The 18608-nt window shown below is 64.4% G+C and carries 18 protein-coding genes; 10 read left to right on the forward strand and 8 right to left on the reverse strand.

Translation table 11 applies throughout. The features are described from left to right. Positions 1-177 precede the first annotated feature (177 nt). On the forward strand, positions 178-1737 hold the full coding sequence (locus AC6BOR_RS11880; RefSeq protein WP_498058614.1) for an amino acid permease: 1560 nt from the start codon (positions 178-180) through the stop codon (positions 1735-1737). Between the two features lie 170 nt (positions 1738-1907). Here the strand turns inward: AC6BOR_RS11880 and AC6BOR_RS11885 are convergent, their stop codons facing one another. Continuing rightward, on the reverse strand, positions 1908-2903 hold the full coding sequence (locus AC6BOR_RS11885; protein ID WP_498058615.1) for an adenosine kinase: 996 nt from the start codon (positions 2901-2903) through the stop codon (positions 1908-1910). A gap of 73 nt (positions 2904-2976) precedes the next feature. On the opposite strand from AC6BOR_RS11885, the gene AC6BOR_RS11890 reads away from it, so the two are divergent. The 3 genes from AC6BOR_RS11890 to AC6BOR_RS11900 all read left to right on the forward strand — a co-directional run bounded on the left by AC6BOR_RS11890 (position 2977) and on the right by AC6BOR_RS11900 (position 6118). Next, a complete protein-coding gene (locus tag AC6BOR_RS11890) occupies positions 2977-3687 on the forward strand; it encodes an EI24 domain-containing protein (protein ID WP_498058616.1) in 711 nt (236 codons plus the stop codon). 95 nt (positions 3688-3782) lie between these two features. Beyond that, positions 3783-5249, forward strand: coding sequence for a DUF8689 domain-containing protein (locus AC6BOR_RS11895; protein ID WP_498058617.1), 1467 nt, complete (start codon positions 3783-3785; stop codon positions 5247-5249). Positions 5250-5383: 134 nt separating this feature from the next. After that, the gene (locus tag AC6BOR_RS11900) at positions 5384-6118 is read left to right on the forward strand and encodes a PEPxxWA-CTERM sorting domain-containing protein (RefSeq protein WP_498058618.1); all 735 of its coding nucleotides are present in this window, start codon (positions 5384-5386) and stop codon (positions 6116-6118) included. Between the two features lie 9 nt (positions 6119-6127). Here the strand turns inward: AC6BOR_RS11900 and AC6BOR_RS11905 are convergent, their stop codons facing one another. After that, complete coding sequence (locus tag AC6BOR_RS11905; protein WP_498058619.1) at positions 6128-6730, reverse strand: TIGR02466 family protein; 603 nt, start codon at positions 6728-6730, stop codon at positions 6128-6130. 157 nt (positions 6731-6887) lie between these two features. Here AC6BOR_RS11905 and AC6BOR_RS11910 point away from each other — a divergent pair, with 157 nt between their 5' ends. After that, positions 6888-8057, forward strand: coding sequence for a right-handed parallel beta-helix repeat-containing protein (locus AC6BOR_RS11910; protein ID WP_498058620.1), 1170 nt, complete (start codon positions 6888-6890; stop codon positions 8055-8057). A gap of 141 nt (positions 8058-8198) precedes the next feature. Here the strand turns inward: AC6BOR_RS11910 and AC6BOR_RS11915 are convergent, their stop codons facing one another. The 3 genes from AC6BOR_RS11915 to AC6BOR_RS11925 form a co-directional block, all read right to left on the reverse strand. Next, positions 8199-8693: a GNAT family N-acetyltransferase gene (locus AC6BOR_RS11915; protein WP_498058621.1), complete on the reverse strand. Its 495-nt coding sequence runs from the start codon at positions 8691-8693 to the stop codon at positions 8199-8201. Next, complete coding sequence (locus tag AC6BOR_RS11920) at positions 8690-9031, reverse strand: arsenate reductase family protein (RefSeq protein ID WP_498058622.1); 342 nt, start codon at positions 9029-9031, stop codon at positions 8690-8692. Before AC6BOR_RS11920 ends, AC6BOR_RS11915 begins: the two co-directional genes overlap by 4 nt. Before the next feature lie 86 nt (positions 9032-9117). Next, positions 9118-9327, reverse strand: coding sequence for a hypothetical protein (locus AC6BOR_RS11925; protein WP_498058623.1), 210 nt, complete (start codon positions 9325-9327; stop codon positions 9118-9120). A gap of 124 nt (positions 9328-9451) precedes the next feature. On the opposite strand from AC6BOR_RS11925, the gene AC6BOR_RS11930 reads away from it, so the two are divergent. Continuing rightward, complete coding sequence (locus tag AC6BOR_RS11930) at positions 9452-10072, forward strand: DNA-3-methyladenine glycosylase family protein (RefSeq protein WP_498058624.1); 621 nt, start codon at positions 9452-9454, stop codon at positions 10070-10072. Between the two features lie 12 nt (positions 10073-10084). Further along, positions 10085-10924, forward strand: a complete 840-nt coding sequence (locus AC6BOR_RS11935) for a TrmH family RNA methyltransferase (RefSeq protein ID WP_498058625.1) — start codon at positions 10085-10087, stop codon at positions 10922-10924. 43 nt (positions 10925-10967) lie between these two features. Here the strand turns inward: AC6BOR_RS11935 and AC6BOR_RS11940 are convergent, their stop codons facing one another. Next, complete coding sequence (locus AC6BOR_RS11940; protein WP_094472359.1) at positions 10968-11231, reverse strand: protein usg; 264 nt, start codon at positions 11229-11231, stop codon at positions 10968-10970. A gap of 111 nt (positions 11232-11342) precedes the next feature. Then, positions 11343-12836, reverse strand: coding sequence for an acetyl-CoA acetyltransferase (locus tag AC6BOR_RS11945; RefSeq protein ID WP_498058626.1), 1494 nt, complete (start codon positions 12834-12836; stop codon positions 11343-11345). A 79-nt stretch (positions 12837-12915) separates the two neighbouring features. Between AC6BOR_RS11945 and phhA the strand changes: the two genes are divergently transcribed. The 3 genes from phhA to AC6BOR_RS11960 all read left to right on the forward strand — a co-directional run bounded on the left by phhA (position 12916) and on the right by AC6BOR_RS11960 (position 17654). After that, positions 12916-13770 (forward strand): phenylalanine 4-monooxygenase, encoded by an 855-nt coding sequence (phhA, locus tag AC6BOR_RS11950; RefSeq protein WP_498060659.1) that lies wholly within the window; start codon positions 12916-12918, stop codon positions 13768-13770. 35 nt (positions 13771-13805) lie between these two features. After that, entirely contained in the window at positions 13806-14687 is an 882-nt protein-coding gene (locus AC6BOR_RS11955; RefSeq protein ID WP_498058627.1) for an alpha/beta fold hydrolase, read from the forward strand. 447 nt (positions 14688-15134) lie between these two features. Continuing rightward, positions 15135-17654: a DEAD/DEAH box helicase gene (locus tag AC6BOR_RS11960; protein WP_498058628.1), complete on the forward strand. Its 2520-nt coding sequence runs from the start codon at positions 15135-15137 to the stop codon at positions 17652-17654. A 248-nt stretch (positions 17655-17902) separates the two neighbouring features. On the opposite strand, the gene AC6BOR_RS11965 is transcribed toward AC6BOR_RS11960, so the two are convergent. Then, positions 17903-18544: a TetR/AcrR family transcriptional regulator gene (locus AC6BOR_RS11965; RefSeq protein ID WP_498058629.1), complete on the reverse strand. Its 642-nt coding sequence runs from the start codon at positions 18542-18544 to the stop codon at positions 17903-17905. Positions 18545-18608: the final 64 nt, after the last annotated feature.

Below are 18608 nucleotides of genomic sequence, written 5' to 3' on the forward strand. Positions count from 1 at the left end.
ATCCAAATCACAAAATTCGCGACCAGCGCGAAGAGGGGGGCAGAAAGGCACCTTGACCACGGCGAAGGAAAGCGGCCATGACGGTGACATGACCGTGGCGGCCCCATGGAGGGGACATCTTTGGCGGCCGCTGATGCAAGACTGGACGCAACAAGACCGTACCCAAGGGGACTTCATTTGAACAAATGGCGCGTCAAGTCGCTGGATTCGATTCTGGCGACCGCTGAGAAAAAATCGCTGGCCCGCTCGTTGGGCGCCTTCCAGCTGACCATGCTGGGCATTGGCGGCATCATCGGCACCGGCATCTTCGTGCTCACCGCCGAAGCCGCACAGCTGGCCGGCCCCGGCATGCTGATCAGCTTTGTGCTCTCGGCCCTTGTCTGCGGCCTGGCGGCGCTCTGCTACGCCGAACTGGCCGCCATGGTGCCGGTGTCGGGCAGTGCCTACACCTACAGCTATGCCACCTTTGGCGAGATCCTGGCCTGGATCGTCGGCTGGGCGCTGGTGCTGGAATATGCCGTCGCGGCCTCCGCCGTCGCGGTCGGCTGGTCCGGCTATATTGTTGGCGTGCTGCAGAATTTTGCCGGCATTGAGCTGCCGGTGGAGCTGGTCAACGGGCCCTATGCCGGTGGCATCATCAACCTGCCTGCCGTGGTGATCGCGCTCGCCGTCACCTGGCTCCTGGTGCTGGGCACCAAGGAAAGCGCCACGGTCAACGCCGTGCTGGTGGTGATCAAGGTGTCGGCGCTGGCCGCCTTCGTGGCGCTGGCGGTGCCGATGGCGCAGGCGGACAAGTTCGAACCCTTCCTGCCGCTTGGCCTCACCGGCTCGATCTCGGCTGCGTCGATCATCTTCTTTGCCTTCGTCGGCTTTGACGCGGTTTCGACCGCGGCCGAGGAAACCAAGGATCCGCAGCGCAACATCCCCATCGGCCTGATGGGCAGCCTGGTGATCTGCACCTGCTTCTACATGCTGGTGGGTGCCGGCGTGATCGGTGCCTATGGCGCCCAGCCGGTGTTTGGCCCGGCCGGTGAAGCGCTGGCGCCGGGCAGCATGGAGCTGGCCGAACAGTGCAAGAATTTCGCCGAAGCCACCATGCCGGTGGTCTGCTCCAAGGAAGCGCTGGCCCATGTGCTGCGCGCCATCGGCCACCCCGGCATCGGCAACGTGCTTGGCCTCGCCGCCGGCTTTGCGCTGCCGTCGGTCGTCCTGATGATGATGTTCGCGCAAACCCGCGTGTTCTTCGTGATGAGCCGCGATGGCCTGCTGCCGGCCGCCCTGTCGAAGGTGCACCCGAAATACAAGACCCCGCACGTGGTGACGATCATCACCGGCCTGGGCGTTGCCCTGTCGGCTGCCTTCTTCCCGGTTGGCCAGCTGGCATCGGTGTCGAACGGCGGCACGTTGTGCGCCTTCTTCTTCGTCTCGCTGGCGATCATGACGTTGCGCCGCACCGATCCGTCGCGCCGCCGCGTGTTCCGCACGCCGGCCGTGTGGGTGGTGGCGCCGATGGCCGCGCTGGGCTGCCTGCTGCTGTTCGCCTTCCTGTCGATCGAGGCGCAGATGGTGTTCTTCGGCTGGGCCGCCATCGGCCTCGTCTTCTACTTCGTCTATGGCCGCAGCCGCTCGAACGTGGCGCGCGGCGTGACCGAAGTGGGCGAGCTGAGCGCCGATGTGCCGCCCCAGGGCGTGCCGCCGCTGCCGGGCATCCACACGCCGGGTGGAAAGGACGCGTAACGCGTCCTGACCTGCGCAAACGAAAAGGGCGGCCCCGGCGGACCGCCCTTTTTCTTTGTGCCGAAAGCCCCAAACCCGCTCATGCCGAGCCTGTCGAGGCACGCGCCACAGTCTCCGGTCTATGCCTCGACAAGCTCGGCATGAGCGGCGTGAGACTGGCTGGATGACCCTCAGCCCAACTTGCTCGCCACCAGCGCCTGCAAATCCGCCTCCGGCCGCGCGCCAAAGTGCGAAATCACCTCCGCCGCCGCAATGCAGCCCATCCGCGCGCAATCAGGCAGCGGCCGGCCCTGCACCAACCCGGCCATGAAGCCGCCGGCAAACAGATCGCCCGCCCCGGTGGTGTCCACCACCTTTGCCACATGCTCGCCGGGCACTTCCCAATGCTGGCCGCCGCCGATCACCACCGCGCCTTTCTCGCTGCGCGTCACCACGGTGATGCAGGCATGCTTGGCCAGTTCGGCCATGGCGGCATCGATGTCGTCGGTCTGATATAGCGCCTTCACCTCATTCTCGTTGCCAAAGGCCAGATCGACATGGCTGCTGAGCAGATCGCGGAAATCGCCGCGATGCCCTTCCACGCAGAACACGTCGGAAAGCGTGAAGGCCACCTTGTTGCCGGCCTCCCGCGCCACCCTGATCGCCGCCTGCATCGCGGCGCGCGGGGCGGCTGGATCCCACAGATAGCCCTCAAGATAGAGGATACCCGATGCCGCCACCAATTCGGCATCGAGATCGGCCGCATCCAGCTCCTGGCAGGCGCCAAGATAGGTGTTCATCGTGCGTTCGCCATCCGGCGTCACCACGATCAGGCAGCGGCCGGTGGGGTTGCCAGTCGTCGCCGGCGCAGTGGCGAAATGCACCCCGGCGGCGCGGATATCATGGGTGAACACCTGCCCCAGCTGGTCCGCCGCCACCCGGCCCACAAAGCCGGTGCGCGCACCCAGCATGCGGGCCCCCACCACCGAATTGGCCGCCGAGCCGCCGCTGATCTCGCGCCCCGGGCCCATGGCGGCATAAAGCGCCTCCGCCTCGTCCGCCGCGATCAGGCGCATGCAGCCATGCTGGATGCCGCGGCTGGAGAGGAATTCCGGCTGCTCGCTGCTGATCACGTCCACAATGGCATTGCCCATGGCCAAGATGTCGAAACGGCGGTTGGCGGTCATGCAGGCTCCTGAAGCTGTCGGCTTGGCCCATAGCGCCTTGCCCCGGCCCTGCCCACCCCTTACCACATGCGCCATGGCCGCCGCCTTCATCCTCGCCTTCGCGCAATTGTGGGATGCCCCCATCCGCCGGGTGCTGCTGCGCGCGCTGCTGGTCACGCTGCTGCTGTTCGCCGGCCTGGCCTGGGGTGTGTTCACGGGCATTGGCATGATTGAAACTGCTGGCTGGCCGGCCTGGCTCCGGGATTTCTGGGCCGCCGGCGCCGGCGATGCGGCCGCATTCCTGCTTTCGATGCTGCTCACCTGGCTCGGCTTCACCAGCATTGCCACCGCCGTGATGGCGATGTGGCAGGATGAAATCATCGTCGCCGTCGAACAACGCTACTACCCGCACGCCAGGGGCCACGCGCTCGGCTTCGGCGTCGAAATGGCCATGGGTGGCCGCGCCGCCATCCGTGTCGCCCTCATCAATGCTCTGCTGCTGCCCGCCTATCTCGTGCTGCTGTTCACCGGCATCGGGCCGCTGATCCTGTTCATCATTGCCAACGGCTGGGCCCTGGGCCGCGAATATCTCGAAGCCGTCGCTGCCCGCCATGTGGCACTGGGCGAATCGCGCGCCTGGCCGGGCCAGCACAAGTGGGACAGTTGGGGCATCGGCATCCTCACCGCCGGCCTGTTCGCCGTGCCCGTGCTCAACCTGGTCGCCCCCATGCTGGGCGCGATGATGGCAACGCACATCTTCCACCGCGAACGGGAGGAAGAGGAAAAAGCCAAGCGCGTGGAATAGTCTCGCACAATCCGCGCTATTCTTCGGCGTCTTTTCCATTTCTTTACGTTTATGCGCCTAGGGCGGCACGCGCAGTGCTGTGGGGAGTGGGCGTCATGCGGATTGGCGAGTTGCTGGTGGCGGCCGGCCTGGTGAGCGAGGCGGACATTGCCCGCGCCATCGACCGGCAGCACGAGGAGGGCGGCCGCATCGGGCCCAACCTGGTCGCGGTGGGGGCGATCAGCGAGGTGGAGCTGGCGCGCTTCTGCGATGCGATCCCGATCGAGCCGGCAACGCTGGAGGAAACCGGCCTGCCGGAAACCTTCCTGATCGATCTGATGCTGAAATTCCTGTTCATCGGCCCGGCAGAGACCGCGGCCGATCTCGCCGGCGTCATGCAGCTGTCGCCCCGGCTGATCACCGATCTGATGGAGGCGGCGGTGCGCGGCCAACTGGTGGCGGCGCTGGGCAGCAGCGGCGGCGCGCTGATGATGCGTTATGAACTGACGGAAGGCGGCAGGGCCCGTGCGCGCGAGGCGATGGCGCGATCCGCCTACACCGGGCCGGCGCCGGTGCCGCTGGAGCTTTATTGCCACTGGCTGGAACGCCAGAAGGTGACCAACGAGATCATCGACGTGCCGGCGATGACCAAGGCCTTTGCCGGGCTGGAGGTCAGCGACGCGCTGGTCAACAAGCTCGGCCCGGCGGTGACGGCCGGGCGCGCCGTGTTGATGTATGGCCCGCCCGGCAACGGCAAGACATCGGTGGCCCAGCGGCTGAACAATCTGTTCCGCCAGATCATCTATATCCCGCATGCCGTGCTGGTCGAAGGCCAGGTGATGACGGTCTATGATCCCGATGTGCACCACAGTGTTGGCGATGGGGCGGCAGGGCGGCCGCGCCTGTTCGCCTCCCTGCACCGGGATGAGGCCGATGGCCGCTTCGTGCCGTGCCGGCGGCCGTTCATCGTGACCGGCGGCGAACTGACCATGGAGATGCTCGATTTGCGCCACGAGGCCGGCGGCAATTTCTATGTGGCACCGCTGCACATGAAGGCGGCGGGCGGCTGCCTCTTGATCGACGATTTCGGCCGCCAGATGGTGTCGCCCACCGCGCTCTTGAACCGCTGGATCGTGCCGCTCGAAAACCGGGTGGATTATCTGAAGCTGGCCACCGGCAAGAGCTTCCGCGTGCCGTTCCAGACGGTGGTGATCTTTTCAACCAACCTGGCGCCCGCCGATCTGATGGACCCGGCCTTCCTGCGCCGCATCCCCTACAAGCTGGAGATCGGTGCGCCATCGCCGGCGGTGTGGCGTCGCATCTTCATCGCGGTGGCACAGGCCAGCGGCATCGCGGCCGACGAGGCGATGGCCGCCGCCATCGAGCGCCAGCTGGTCGACGGGCACGGGCTGGAACTGGCCGCCTATCAGCCACGCTTCATCATCGATCAGATCGTCGCCGCCGCCCGCTTCCACGGTGCAATGCCGCCGGTGCTGGCCGATGATCTGGTGGCGATGGCGATCGACAATCTGGTGGTCGCCCGCCGCCGGCCGGAGGATGCGCCAACCCTGGCCAATATGTGATGCCCGCAATCAAGCGAAGTTGCAGCCGATCGAGATGCAGTCTGCCGCAAATGTAAAATGAATCAAATAATAAGATAATATTGACTGCAATCTCGCCCCATGCGTTCATGGCGACAATTGGGGAGGAGACTCTGATGACGATGAGACTCACGCACATTGCAGTGATGCTGGTGCTCGCCGGATGGCCGGCCATTGCGGCGGCTTATGTGCCACCGCCCGCGCAGACACGCCGCGCCACGTTCACTGGCCACCTCGATTTCGGAGTCGACGTGACTGGCGAATTCGGCGCGCCGATGACCGATTTGACCGGCATGAGCTGGACCGCCAGCTTCATCTTCAACCCACTGCGCGGCAACCGCACAACCGTGCCCGGGCTATCCGACACGGTGCAAGGCGGACCATCCATACCACCCACATTCCAGAACCCGGTCTTGCGCGCCAGCTTCACCCTGCAGGGCGTGACGCGCGATTTTTCCCCGCATGCTGGCAGCTTGGCCAATATCGGAGCGACCACATTTGCGCCAATATTGCTCCCCGGAGTTCTGGCCCTGAATTCCGATGGTTATCGCTACACGGCCACCCAGTCCTTCCAACACAGCCTGTACATGAGCGCCTTCACCACCCAGCCGCTTGCGGGCTCGTTCACCACCAGTTTCGCCCAACGGCAAGCCGAAGCCGGGGGTGGCGGCCTGTTCCAGCTTTGGACCTTTGACCAGAATAATGTGCTGACCAATCAGGCCCGTGGTGGCCTGGTGGTGGAAACATTTGCGCTGTCAGCGGTGCCCGAACCGGCCAGCTGGCTGATGCTGGTCAGCGGCTTTGCCATGGCGGGTGCGGCGCTGCGCCGCCGGCAGGCGGTTTCCGCCTGACCAACGCAATCAGGCAAAATTGAAGCTGATCGAGATGCGGTCGGCCTTGGCGCCGTTGGGCATCACCTCGTGGCGCAACCAGCTTTCCCACAGCAGCAGCAGGCCGGGGCGGGGGGTGATGTGCACGAAGTTGCGCATGGCCTCCGGCGCGTCGGGCGTGCGCGGCGGGCTGTGCATCAGCATCGGCAGGCGCGGATCCTCGAAACGGATCGCGCCGGCGCCGGGCGGCACCTCCACATAGAGCGTGCCCGAAATGCTGCTGTGCGGATGGATATGGCCGCTGTGGCCGCCGCCGGGCTTGAGGATATTCACCCACAGGCTGTCCAGCCGGGGCTTTTTGCCGGCAAAATCCAGGTGGGCGGCCTTGGCGAACTGGGCGGCCTGCCGGGTGAGCCAGCGGGCCAGGTCGCCCATGGCCGGATCGCGGCGCGGCAGATCATTCAGCGAGGCATAGCTGGTGTAGCCGCGATAGGCATGCGCCCGGCTCCAGGCCACACCGGCGCGGTCATCGGCGGCGAGCGCGCGGCAGCTTGCGGCCAGATCGGCGAGCAGCGCCGCATCGGCCAGTTCGGCCTGCCAGAGCATGGTGGGGAAAAGCGCGGTTGCCGTCATGATGCGGCCTTTTGAACCCCGGCCGGCCGCCGTGCAAGCCAGCAGGATGCCTCCATAATGGAGGTGAATGGCCCGGAACGGGCAAAGTCCGTTTCGGACCTGTCGTTACCCAACCCGGATGAAGCTGGCAGCGCCAGCCAGGGTTGGAGACGGGCTCATGGGTGTGAAATGGCTGCGGATGCTGGTGCCGGCGCTGGCGATGGCGGCCACCCCGCTGGCGGCGGCAACGGTGGTGATGACGCCCACCACCGTCAACAGCGCGCTGGCCCAGCTGCGCCCCGGTGACACGTTGCGGCTGGAAGGCAATTTCACCACCCGCCTTGCCATCCAGAACCGGGATTTCGGTGGCGTCACCATCGATGGCAGCCGCGCGGTGCTGGTGCAGGGGATGAACCTGCGCAACATCCACAATGTCACCTTCACCGGGCTGACGGTGGGGGCGGCCGGGCAGGGCACGATCAACCGCTTTGCCGTCAACCTGGATGGCGGCAGCCATGTGAGTTTTGCCGAATCGCGCTTTCTTGGCGTTGGCGGCAGTGCCGGCACCGGGCTCAGGATCATCAACAGCAGCTTTGCCACGGTGCGCGACACCCAATTTGATGGCTGGCTGGATGGCATGACCCTGATCAGTTCCCCCGACAGCCTGGTCACCCGCAACCAGTTCACCACCGGCGGGTCTGACGGGGTGAAGGTGGTGGACAGCCATCGCATCATCCTGTCGGGCAACAGCTGCAGCGGCTTCACCATCCAGCCCGGCGTGCACCCCGATTGCATCCAGTTCATCAGCCGGGTCGACAAGCCGGTGCAGTCCGACATTTTCGTGCTCAACAACAGCGTGATCGGCAACCAGCAGGGCTTTGCCTCCTTCGATCCGGCCGGGTTCAGCGGCACCCGCTTCACCTTTGCCGGCAATTATGTGGCGGTCAGCCGGCCGCAGGGCATCGCCTGTTTCGGCTGCACCGACAGTGTGTTTGTTGACAATGTCATCGTCACCCTGCCCGACGCGCAATGGCAGACCAGGCTGCAGGTGCCGAACGGCAGCAACAATGTCTTCAGCAACAATCTGAATGTCGATCTGCGCGGCATCGGCGCGCCGCTCGAATCCGTGCTGCCGTCGCGGCTCTATTCTGCCATCGTGCCCGATATCGCCGGCATGGTCGGCAGCCGGCACGACAGCCGGGAATGGCGGGTGCACGATACGGCGATCCAGTCGCGGAGCAGCGGCCTGGTGCCAGAACCCGGGGCGTGGATCATGCTGCTGCTGGGCTTTGGCCTGATCGGCCGCATGCTGCGCGCCCGGAAGCCCCTGCGCACGGTGTTCAATTAGACTCGATTGCGTTCTGGTGGAATCCCAAGCCCGCTCATGCCGAGCTTGTCGAGGCACGCTGGTAGTGCGGTCGGTGCCTCGACAAGCTCGGCATGAGCGGATCAATCCAACGGCAATCGAACCTGAGGCTGCGCTGCACCATCACGCAAGGCTTTTCTGCATCATCACGATGTCGAGCCGGCGGCCGAACTTCTCGCCAATGCCCTGCAGCACGCCGGCCGGGCGGAAGCCGCAGGCGCTGTGCAGGCCGATGGAGGATTCATTGGCCGAATCGCCGATCACCGCGATCAGCTCGCGGAAGCCGGCGGCGCGCGCCTCGCTGGCCAGCGCCATCAACAGGGCCTGGCCGATGCCGGTGCGCTGGGCATCGGGGGCGACATAGACGCTGGTTTCGCCGCAATAACGATAGGCGGCGCGGTCGCGGAACTGGGCGCAATAGGCATAGCCATCGATCTGGCCCATCGTCACGTGCACCAGCCAGGGCCAGCCGTGCGATTTCACCCGCATCAGGCGCTGCGCCATTTCGGCGGCCGACGGTGGGTCCAGCTCGAAACTGGCGGTGCCGCGCAGCACGGCCGGGGCATAGATGGCCGCCAGCGCGGCGGCGTCTTCCATGCGAGCGGGCCGGATGCTCATGCCACCTCCAACGCGCGTTCGGCCGGCCGGGCCAGCACGATGCCGCCGGGGCCGATCACCACCGGGCGGTTGATCAATATGGGATCGGCCAGCATGGCGGCCAGCACCGTGGCGTCATCGGCGGCCGGCAGGCCGCGTTCCTCCGCCGTGGTGCCGCGCGTGCGCAGCAGGGCCTGCACCCCGCCCACGGCCGCGGCAACCTTGGCCAATGTTTCCGCGTCGGGCGGGGTTTTCAGATATTCCACCACCGTCACGTCGTGCCCGCGCTCCCGCAACAGGCCGAGCGCGTTGCGGGACGTGCCGCAATTGGGATTGTGCCAGATGGTGATGCCCGCCATGCCTGTTGCCAACCTGTTGCAAACCTTCGTGAACCCCACCCAACATGCGCAGTCTGGCACGGCCGGCGGGCCCAAGTCCAGACGGGTCAGGCGGCGATTTTTGGGAGGGCGTCATCAGCGCCCGGCGGCCAGCGCAGCAGATGCGGCCGTTCCGAAAGGATGGCTAGCGCCCGGGCCAAGGGCAGCCGGTCAAGCCCCAGGGCGGTGGCCGGCGCGCGGTCCCAGCGCACCAGGGTGGCTAGACCATGTTCGGCGGCGGCACTGGCCATCTGGGCGGGGGTTGGCGGCTTGGTCATCGGCCGCGCGCCATGCCGCGCCCGCGCTGTCGCGGCAATTCCGGGCAATCACGGAGTGGCGGTTTTCGGTCCTCTTCGTCACCGCCGCTGGTCACGCCCGGCCGCCCCGGCTAGGCTCTTTGTCATGGGACTTTCCGCGGCACAGCTTCAATCCTGCCTTGACGTGCTGGCCGGCGCGCACCCGCCGATTGCCGCCGCACTTGCCGCCCATGGCTATCCCGAACCGCGGCTGCGCCCCCGCGGCGCCGGCACGATGATGCGGGCGATCGTCGCCCAGCAGGTCAGCACCAAGGCCGCCGCCAGCATCTGGAACCGGCTGGAGGCGGCCTGCGGCGGCAATATGGATGATCTCGCCGCCGTGGCTGCCACCCCGTTCGATGTGCTGCGCTCGGCCGGCCTGTCAGGGCAGAAGGCCAGCTATGTCCATGCGCTGGCTGAAGCGGTGGCATCGGGCCGGATCGATTTTTCCGCGCTGCCGGCCGATGATGAGGAGGCGATTGCGCTCCTCTCCTCCATCAAGGGCATCGGCCGCTGGTCGGCCGAGATTTATCTGCTGTTCGCCGAAGGCCGCGCCGATATCTTCCCGGCCGGCGATCTGGCCCTGCAGGTGCAGCTGGGCCGGCTGCTGGGTGAAGAGGCGCGGCCGACCGAGAAGCGCGCCCGCGCCCTTGCCGAACCGATGCGCCCGCACCGCGGCGCGCTGTCCATCTTCCTCTGGCACAATTACAATATCGTCGCGCTGTGATAGGCGGCGCGCATGATCCGCATCACTGATGTCACCTCGACGGCCAACCCGGTGCTGAAAAGCCTGAAGGCGCTGGCCGAGAAGAAGGGCCGGCGCGCGCAAGGCCTGTTCCTTGCCGAAGGGCTGCGCGTCTGCACCGAAGCGCTGGCCGCCGGCCATGTGCCCAACACATTGGTGTTCACGGCCGAAGCCGAACAGCATCCGCTCACCATCGCGCTGATCCGCGCCACGTCGGAAGCGCGGCGCACGTCGCTGCGCGTCACCCCCGATCTGATGCAGCGGCTGACGGGCAAGGACAATGCCGCCGGGGTGGCCGCCGCCTATGAAATCCCGTCGACCGATCTCGACCGGATCGATCGCAGCACGGCGAAGCTGTGGCTGGTGGCCGAAAATCTGAAGGATCCCGGCAATTTCGGCACCATGCTGCGCACCTGCGACGCGACCGGGGCGGGCGGGGTGATCCTGCTCGACAACAGCTGCGACCCGTTCAGCGTGGAGGCGGTGCGTGCCAGCATGGGCGCGCTGTTCAGCCGCCAGGTGGCGCGCGCCACGGCCCGCGAGTTCTTCCAGTGGCTGCGCCAAGGGCCAGCGCAACTGGTGGGCGCGGCGCTGGAAGGGCGGACGGTGGATTATCGCCAGCACCGCTATCAGGCGCCCTGTTTCCTGTTCATGGGCAACGAACAGTCCGGCCTGCCCGCCGACCATGCCGCCCAGTGCGACGCGCTGGTCAAGCTGCCGATGCGGGGCACGGCCGACAGCCTGAACGTCGCGGTCTGCGCCGGCGTGCTGCTCTATCACGCGCTCGACCAACTTGATCCTCCCCCCCTGGGGGAGGTGGCACGCGAAGCGTGACGGAGGGGGCGCGCCCGTCCCGCCGGCGCCGCGTGCTTGGTCCTCAATGCAGCGTCAAGATCTCGTCCACGCTGCGCCATTGGCTCGGCCCCACCAGGCCGCGGTGGGCCACCCGCACCGAATGGATGGTCGCCTCCACCTCGCGCTTCCAATGGTCGAGAAAGCGCTTCAGCTCCGGAAACTGCGGGGCCAGATCATACAACTGCCAGCTGAACTGCTGCAGCAATTTCGGGTGATCGGGCCGCCAATAGGCGATGTCCACCATCGCCAGGCTATATCCCTGCAGCTGCCGTTCCAGATCGGTCATGGCTCCTCCTCCTGATGGATGGCGCCATGATTTCGCGGTTGATTGTCGCCGTCAACGGGGTAAATAACGGAAATTGCTGGAGATTTTGTCAGCAGCCAGCGCGGTTGAGTGCTACGCCACCCGCCACTGCTGCAGGCCATCCTCCCCCACATGCACCCGGCCGGCATCGCCGATCGGGCTGCGCTCGGGGCTGAGGAACGGCGCCAGCTCAGCGAGGTCCAGCTTGCCGAACACCCGCGCGCCATCGGCCGTGCGGCCCACCACGCTGCCGTGGCTGGGCTGGCCCTCGCGGCCAAACACGATGGAGTAGCTTTCCACCACCGCCGGGCCTTCGAACGCCCCGTCAAAGCGCGGCACGTCGCCCCGCATCTCCTCAACCACATCCTGTACATCGCGGTTCAGCATCAGCCAGGCCGGCTCGGCCGGGCGGCAGCCGATCACCAGCGCGTGATGCTTGGTGACATAGCCGCCCTGGCCATAAAGCAGCGCCTGATCGGCCGGCCGCGCGCGCAGGCTGTGCACCATCGCGCAGGTGCTGTGCAGCATGTAACAGTTCAGGCCCGCGCCCGCGAACGACAGCCCACCCATCACGCTCAACGGCACATCGGCGCCCAGCCCCAGCGTGCGCCGCGCCATCTTGGGCACGGTCGGGAAACAGCTGTACAGCTCCACCCGGTCAAAGCCGTTCGGCGCAATCCGCATCGCCTGGCCCAGCACGGCATCCTGCGCGCAGCTGTGCACATATTGGTCGCGCTTCAGATAATCCATGTGCTCGCCCGCACTCGCCCCGCCGTGCACATGGATGATGCGATGTTCAGGCACGCCCGCCGCCCGTGCGGCCGCCAGCGTCGTCATCAGCACGGCTGCCCCGGCGTTGACATTGTTGTTGGCCACCATCCGCTTGGTATAGGGCCAGCAGATCATGCGGTTGTCGTCCGCCGCGTTGGTGATCTCGGCCGCCGAAAAGGCCTTGCGGCCCCAGGCATTGGGATTGGCCGCGGCAGCCGCCGAAATCCGTTCATAGGCCGCCCCGCTTTCGGCCAGCGCCGCCGCCGGGGTCAGGCCCCAGGCCGCCACCGTGGCATTTTCATACAGCGGATAGATGTGGATCGGCTGGAAGATGCCGTGGTGCATGCCCAGTTCGGTGACATGATCCGATGGGATGATCGGATTTTCCGGCACCTTGGCCGGCGGAGTCCACGGCAGCTGGATGCCGGCCGCCTTGGCCTTGGCCACGGCATTCTGCGCTTCCGCCCCCGTCACCACCGCCACCACGCTGTTGCCGTTCATGATGCGCAGCGCCGCCTCGTGGATCTTGGTGGTCGGCGTCTCCCCGCCCACGATGCCATAGACGGCGCGTGGCGGCACGATGCCCAGCCGCTCCGCCAGCCGCGCTGCCACCCGGTCGTAACGCCAGCTCACCAGGTTGATCAGATCCAGGCTGTCGATCCGCTCCAGCCAGCCGCCGCCGGCATCGGCGTCCGCCGCCCGCACCGCCGCCTCCATCAGGGCCAGCGGCTCCAGCGCCGCCGCCGGATCGGCCGGCCGGTCGAGCACCTCGCCCACCCCAATGATCACCGGCGTGCGTTCGGCTGGCAGCGACATCCACATTCTCCCCTTTGCTTGGGCGGTGATACTGAAGGTCGCAAAGCGCGGCCACCCCTGCTAATATGATTGGGTGACCATGCAGCCTTCGCCCGATTGGACCATCCCGCAGGATTGGGCCCATTACAGCCCCACCGATCACCGCGTCTGGGATCATCTGTTCGACCGGCAAACCCGCCTGCTGCCCGGCCGCGTCGCGCCCGAATTCCTCGATGGCCTGAAGCGCCTCGATCTCACCCGCCCCGGCGTGCCGGATTTCGCCCGCTTGAATGATCAGCTGATGGCGCTCACCGGCTGGCAGGTGGTGGCGGTGCCCGGCCTGGTGCCCGATGCGGTGTTCTTCGATCATCTGGCGGGCCGCCGCTTTCCGGCCGGCAACTTCATCCGCCGGCCCGATCAGCTTGATTATCTGCAAGAGCCGGATGTGTTCCACGACGTGTTCGGCCACGTCCCCCTGCTCGCCCACCCGGCCTTTGCCGATTATATGCAGGCCTATGGCCAAGGCGGCCTCCGCGCGCTGGAGTATAATGCCATCGCCCGCCTGTCCCGCCTCTATTGGTACACGGTGGAATTCGGCCTGATCCGCGGGCGCGATGGCCTCGCCATCTATGGCGCCGGCATCGTTTCCAGCCATGGCGAAACCCACTTCGCTCTCGACAGCGCCAGCCCCAACCGGCTGGGCTGGCGGCTCGACCGGGTGCTGCAAACCCCCTATCGCATCGATGATTTCCAGCAGAATTATTTCGTCATCGACAGTTTCGACCAACTGCTGAAGGTCACGCTCGAGACCGATTTCGGCCCACTCTACCAGCGGCTTGCCGATGCCCCCGATATCCCCATCGCCACCATCCTGCCCGAAGATCCCGTCTTCACCCGGGGGGACCAGAGCCACGTCGCCACCAGCCGCCAGCCCGCCTGCCACCACCCCAACTGATTGACGGCAGGCCGCCAAAACGCCAAGCGATCACCATGATCGAAAACAGCAGCGATTGGGGCCCCACCTCCCACAGCTTCATCTCGCAGCGCCTGCGCCTGCATTATTGCGATTGGGGCAACCCCACCGCCCCGCCGCTTTTGCTCCTCCACGGCGGCCGCGATAACGCCCGCAGCTGGGATTGGGTGGCCCGCGAACTGAAAGGCGATTGGCACATCATCGCGCCCGATTGGCGCGGCCATGGGGACAGCGCCTGGTCACCCGACGGGGATTACAACACCCACGCCTATGTCTATGATCTCGCCCAGCTCATCCACCAGCTGAAACTGGCGCCGGTCACCATCGTCGCCCACTCCATGGGCGGCAACATCGCCCTGCGCTACACCGGGCTCTATCCCGAAAACGTCAAGAAACTCGTCGCCATCGAAGGCCTCGGCCCATCACCCAAGATGCTTGCAGAGCGCCAGAAAACCGATTTCGCCACCCGCGAACGCCAATGGATCGACGCCAAACGCGCCGCCGCTGCCCGCCAACCCAAACGCTACGCCACGCTGGAAGACGCCTTCGCCCGCATGCACCAGGAAAACAGCTTCCTGTCCGAAGAGCAGGCCCGCCACCTCACCATCCACGGCACCCACCGCAACGAAGACGGCAGCTACAGCTGGAAATTCGACAACTACCTCCACCTGCCCTGGGCCCACGACATGGCCCCCGACCAGGTCGCAGAGCTCTGGCGCCGCATCACCTGCCCCACCCTCCTGATGTACGGCGAAAAAAGCTGGGCCTCCAACCCGGTGGACGACGGCCGCATCCAACACTTCAGCACCGCCCGCGTGGTGACATTCGAAAACGCCGGCCACTGGCTCCACCACGACCAGTTCGACCGGTTCATGGCGGAGCTGCGGGCGTTCTTGTGAGCATTGGGCTTTCGGGAAGGGGAAGAAGCGGCCTCCGGCGGGCAGGGGCGAGGCCCCTGCACCCGTTTGTCTTCGGGCGCGCTTGGTTGCGGGTTGCGCCCCCATTCCGGTCATTTGGACCATCTGACGCATAGCCTCAGAGCCGTCTTTCAGAGTTACCCACAACTCGCACTGTCGGGACGTGCGGCCTTCGAGGCCAATTCTGCGCTCAAGGCAGTTGACCGCGTCAGGAACAAGCCTCGCGCGTGCACCTGAGAATGCAACACTGGCCTCACCGATATAGCTAGCAACCAGCATCATCGTTGGGAACCCTCACGCAAATCTTCGTAAAAATTTCACATGTCACAGCCAGGATTGAAGAGGATAATCGAGTATTGACGTCTGTCACCAAAGCAATATGTTTTTGTCCCCAATGGCACATTGGTGCCCCTTTGAGGGTATTTACGCATGGTCAACTTCAAGGACCGCCTTGGCGGCAAAAAGGTGGTAAAGCCTATTGATCCGATCGAATTATACGAGACACTGGATCGTGCCCACGACAAAGGACCTCTGCGGCCCTCGCAGGCGGCGGTTTTGAAGCAGTGGAACACCCGATCTGCAGAAACTCGCGACGTCATAGTCAAGTTGCACACGGGGCAAGGCAAGACCCTCGTGGGGCTACTTATGCTCCAAGCGCGCTTAAATGAAAGAAAAGGCCCTGCTGTCTATCTGTGCCCTGACAATTTCCTGATCGCACAGACCTGCGAGCAGGCCCGTCAATTTGGTATCAATACATGCACTACTAATGATGAACTGCCAGAAGAATTTCTTAATTCGGAATGCATTCTCGTCACTTCGGTGCAGAAGCTCTTCAACGGTAAGACTAAGTTCGGGCTGAAGGGCGGATCGATCGAGGTAGACACTGTTCTGATGGATGATGCACATGCCTGCGCGGATCGCATCCGAGAGGCTTGCCGCATTCGAATTCCGAGCGAGGAGCCCGCATATTCGGCGCTTAAGTCGCTTTTCAGCATGGATCTCGAACAGCAGGGCGCCGGCACTTACGCCGATATTGAGAATAACAAGCGCGAAGCACTTCTCCCTGTCCCCTATTGGGCATGGGTCGGACAAGAGACCGAGGTTGCTAAAATTCTGTCAATGCACAGCGATCGCAAATCGATCAAATTTGCGTGGCCTTTGTTAAAGGACATCCTGCCACACTGCCAGTGCGTATTTTCGGGTGTTGCTGTCGAGATTGAGCCTTATCTTCCGCCGCTCGAGGCCTTCGGTTCGTATTCGAACGCGGCGCATCGCATCTTCATGTCCGCTACGGTTACGGACGATGCATTTCTGGTTAAGGGACTGCGGCTTACACCCAACACAATCACCAATCCACTCACTTATGAAAAAGAGACATGGTCGGGCGAGAAGATGGTCGTGATACCTTCGCTCATTCACGAAGATCTGGATCGCGACCGCATGATTGATGGTTTTGGCAAATCAATCCAGGACCGAAAATTCGGCGTCGTTGCACTGGTCCCTAGTGGCGTCATGAGTCAACCTTGGAAAGACAAGGGTGCGACCGTTGCTGACAAGCATACAATTGATACAGTGGTCGATAACTTACGGCGAGGACATTTCTCCAATACCGTTGTTCTCGTCAATCGCTATGATGGCGTTGACCTTCCCGACGAGACTTGCCGAGTCCTAGTTTTTGATTCCCGCCCCTATTCAGAAAACCTTATCGACTTGCACGCCGAAGCGGTCAGGCCGCGAAGCGAGGCAACTCTCATGCGGACCGTACGCACGGTCGAACAGGGCTTAGGTCGAAGTGTCCGCGGTGAGAAGGACTATTCAGTCATCGTGATGACGGGTCCAGATCTCGTTAGGCTGATACGCGAAAAATCCACTCGCCGATTTCTTTCACCACAGGTCGACAAGCAAATCCAGATCGGCCTCGTGGTAGCGGAAATGGCGCGCCAAGAAGTTACGGATGGAGAAGAGCCAACGAAGTCGTTCATTGCGCTTGTCAACCAGTCTTTAAGGCGCGACCCGGACTGGAAGGCATTCTACGCAGAGCAAATGGATGGCATAGTGCCAAGAGGCCCTAATGAGGACGTGCTTAACCTCTATTCTAGTGAACTGGCGGCTGAAGAGGCCTATATTGCTGGCGACTATGTTCGCGCTTCGCGCATTCTGCAAGAATTGCTCGACAGCGGCAAAGTCAGCGATAGCGATCGCGGCTGGTACCTGCAGGAGCGTGCGCGCTATGAGTGGGTAAGCAACCGGCCTGAGGCGCAAACTCTACAGGTCGCCGCGCACAAGAAGAACCGATTGCTGCTGAAGCCACCGACTGGCGTCACGGTCACCAAGCTTACGGTGGTGAGCCAGGGTCGCGCCGAACGAATGGCTAACTGGCTAAGAAAGTTTGAAAATTACGCGGAAATGGACGTGACGCTTTCCGATATCCTCGGTCGGTTGCGCTTTGGCGTCAAGGCAGACGATTTCGAGCAAGCTCTCGACGAACTCAGCTTTGCGTTGGGCTTCGCGGGCGAGCGGCCTGACAAGGAGTGGAAGGAAGGCCCTGACAATCTCTGGGCGCTCGACGATACCAGCTATCTGCTGATCGAGTGCAAGAGTGAGGTTGACGTCACGCGGACCGAAATAAACAAGCGCGAAGCGGAGCAGATGAATCGTTCGGCTGCTTGGTTCGACAAGCATTATAAGGGCATGCAGGCCAAGCGGTTGATCATTCATCCTAGCAAACGGATCGAAAGTGCCGCAGCGTTCACACATTCGGTCGAAGGCGTGGGCGAGCAAGATCTCAACCGGTTGGTCAGAGCCTGTAGAGCGTTCTTTAAGTCGCTCGAAGGGCAGAATTTCTCGGATCTTTCGGTCACCTATCTCGACGGGCTGATTAAGTTGCATAAGCTGAGCGTCAGCGATGTCATATCTGCGTATTCGCGCAAGCTGAAGGATATGAAATAGCCACAGCGACTTCTAGGACTGGACCGCCGACTATATCGCTCCATGGTGGCCAATCCGTCTGCAGCTTCAGCTTGGAGTTGGCAAGTCGTCCGGATCAATGATACGCGCATTGCGCGTTCGTTTTGCATTGGCTGCTGGCGAATAGCCGACAGTCCACTATCGGCCGAAATCCCACCACCTAGCCCGCCCGAAACCAACCGGGTGCCGGGGCCTCGCCCCTGCCCGCCGGAGGCCTCCTTCCTTCTCCCTCAACCCACCCCCCACGCCGCCAGAAACGTCGTCGCCGCCGCCCGCACTTCGCGGCGGCCTTCTGCCTTGTCGCCGGCGCTGGTCATGCCCATCAGGTGGCGGTCCACCACGCCGGCGCGGCAGAGGCCGCTGAATTGCTGGGCGGCGAGGGTGGGGTCGCCCTGTTTCAGGGTGCCGGCGGCCATCTGGCGGGCGAGCCAGGCGGCGAAGCGGGCCATGCCGGGGCCGGGGCCGCGTTCGAACATGGCGCGGCCCAGTTCGGGCACGCGGGCGGCTTCGCCCATCACCAGGCGGTGGATGCCGGTGATCGGGTCAGACATGATGGTGTCCATGATGGCGTCGCCCATACGGATCAGGGCGGATTCGATATCGGGCGCGCTGTCGAGATCGACGGTGAGGGCGGTGCCATATTGCTGCACCACCATGTCCACCACCGCTTCGAACAGCGCGAGTTTGGAGGGGAAGAGGCTCCACAGCGTCGTCTTGCTGCCGCCCACGGCCGCCGCGATGGCGTTCATCGAGGTGGCGCCATAGCCATGGGCGAAGAACAGCCGCTGCGCGGCGGCGATATAGGCCTGGCGGCGCGGATCAGCGGCCGGCGGCGCGGCGGCGCCGCAATCTTCTGTACTGGTCGGTATCATTTCACTTGACGGCGCGCTGAGCACGGCTCAAAACCCTCCTGTACTGACCAGTATCGCCCGAGTC

It is taken from the genome of Sandarakinorhabdus sp. FBCC-B8862 (genome assembly GCF_059745315.1).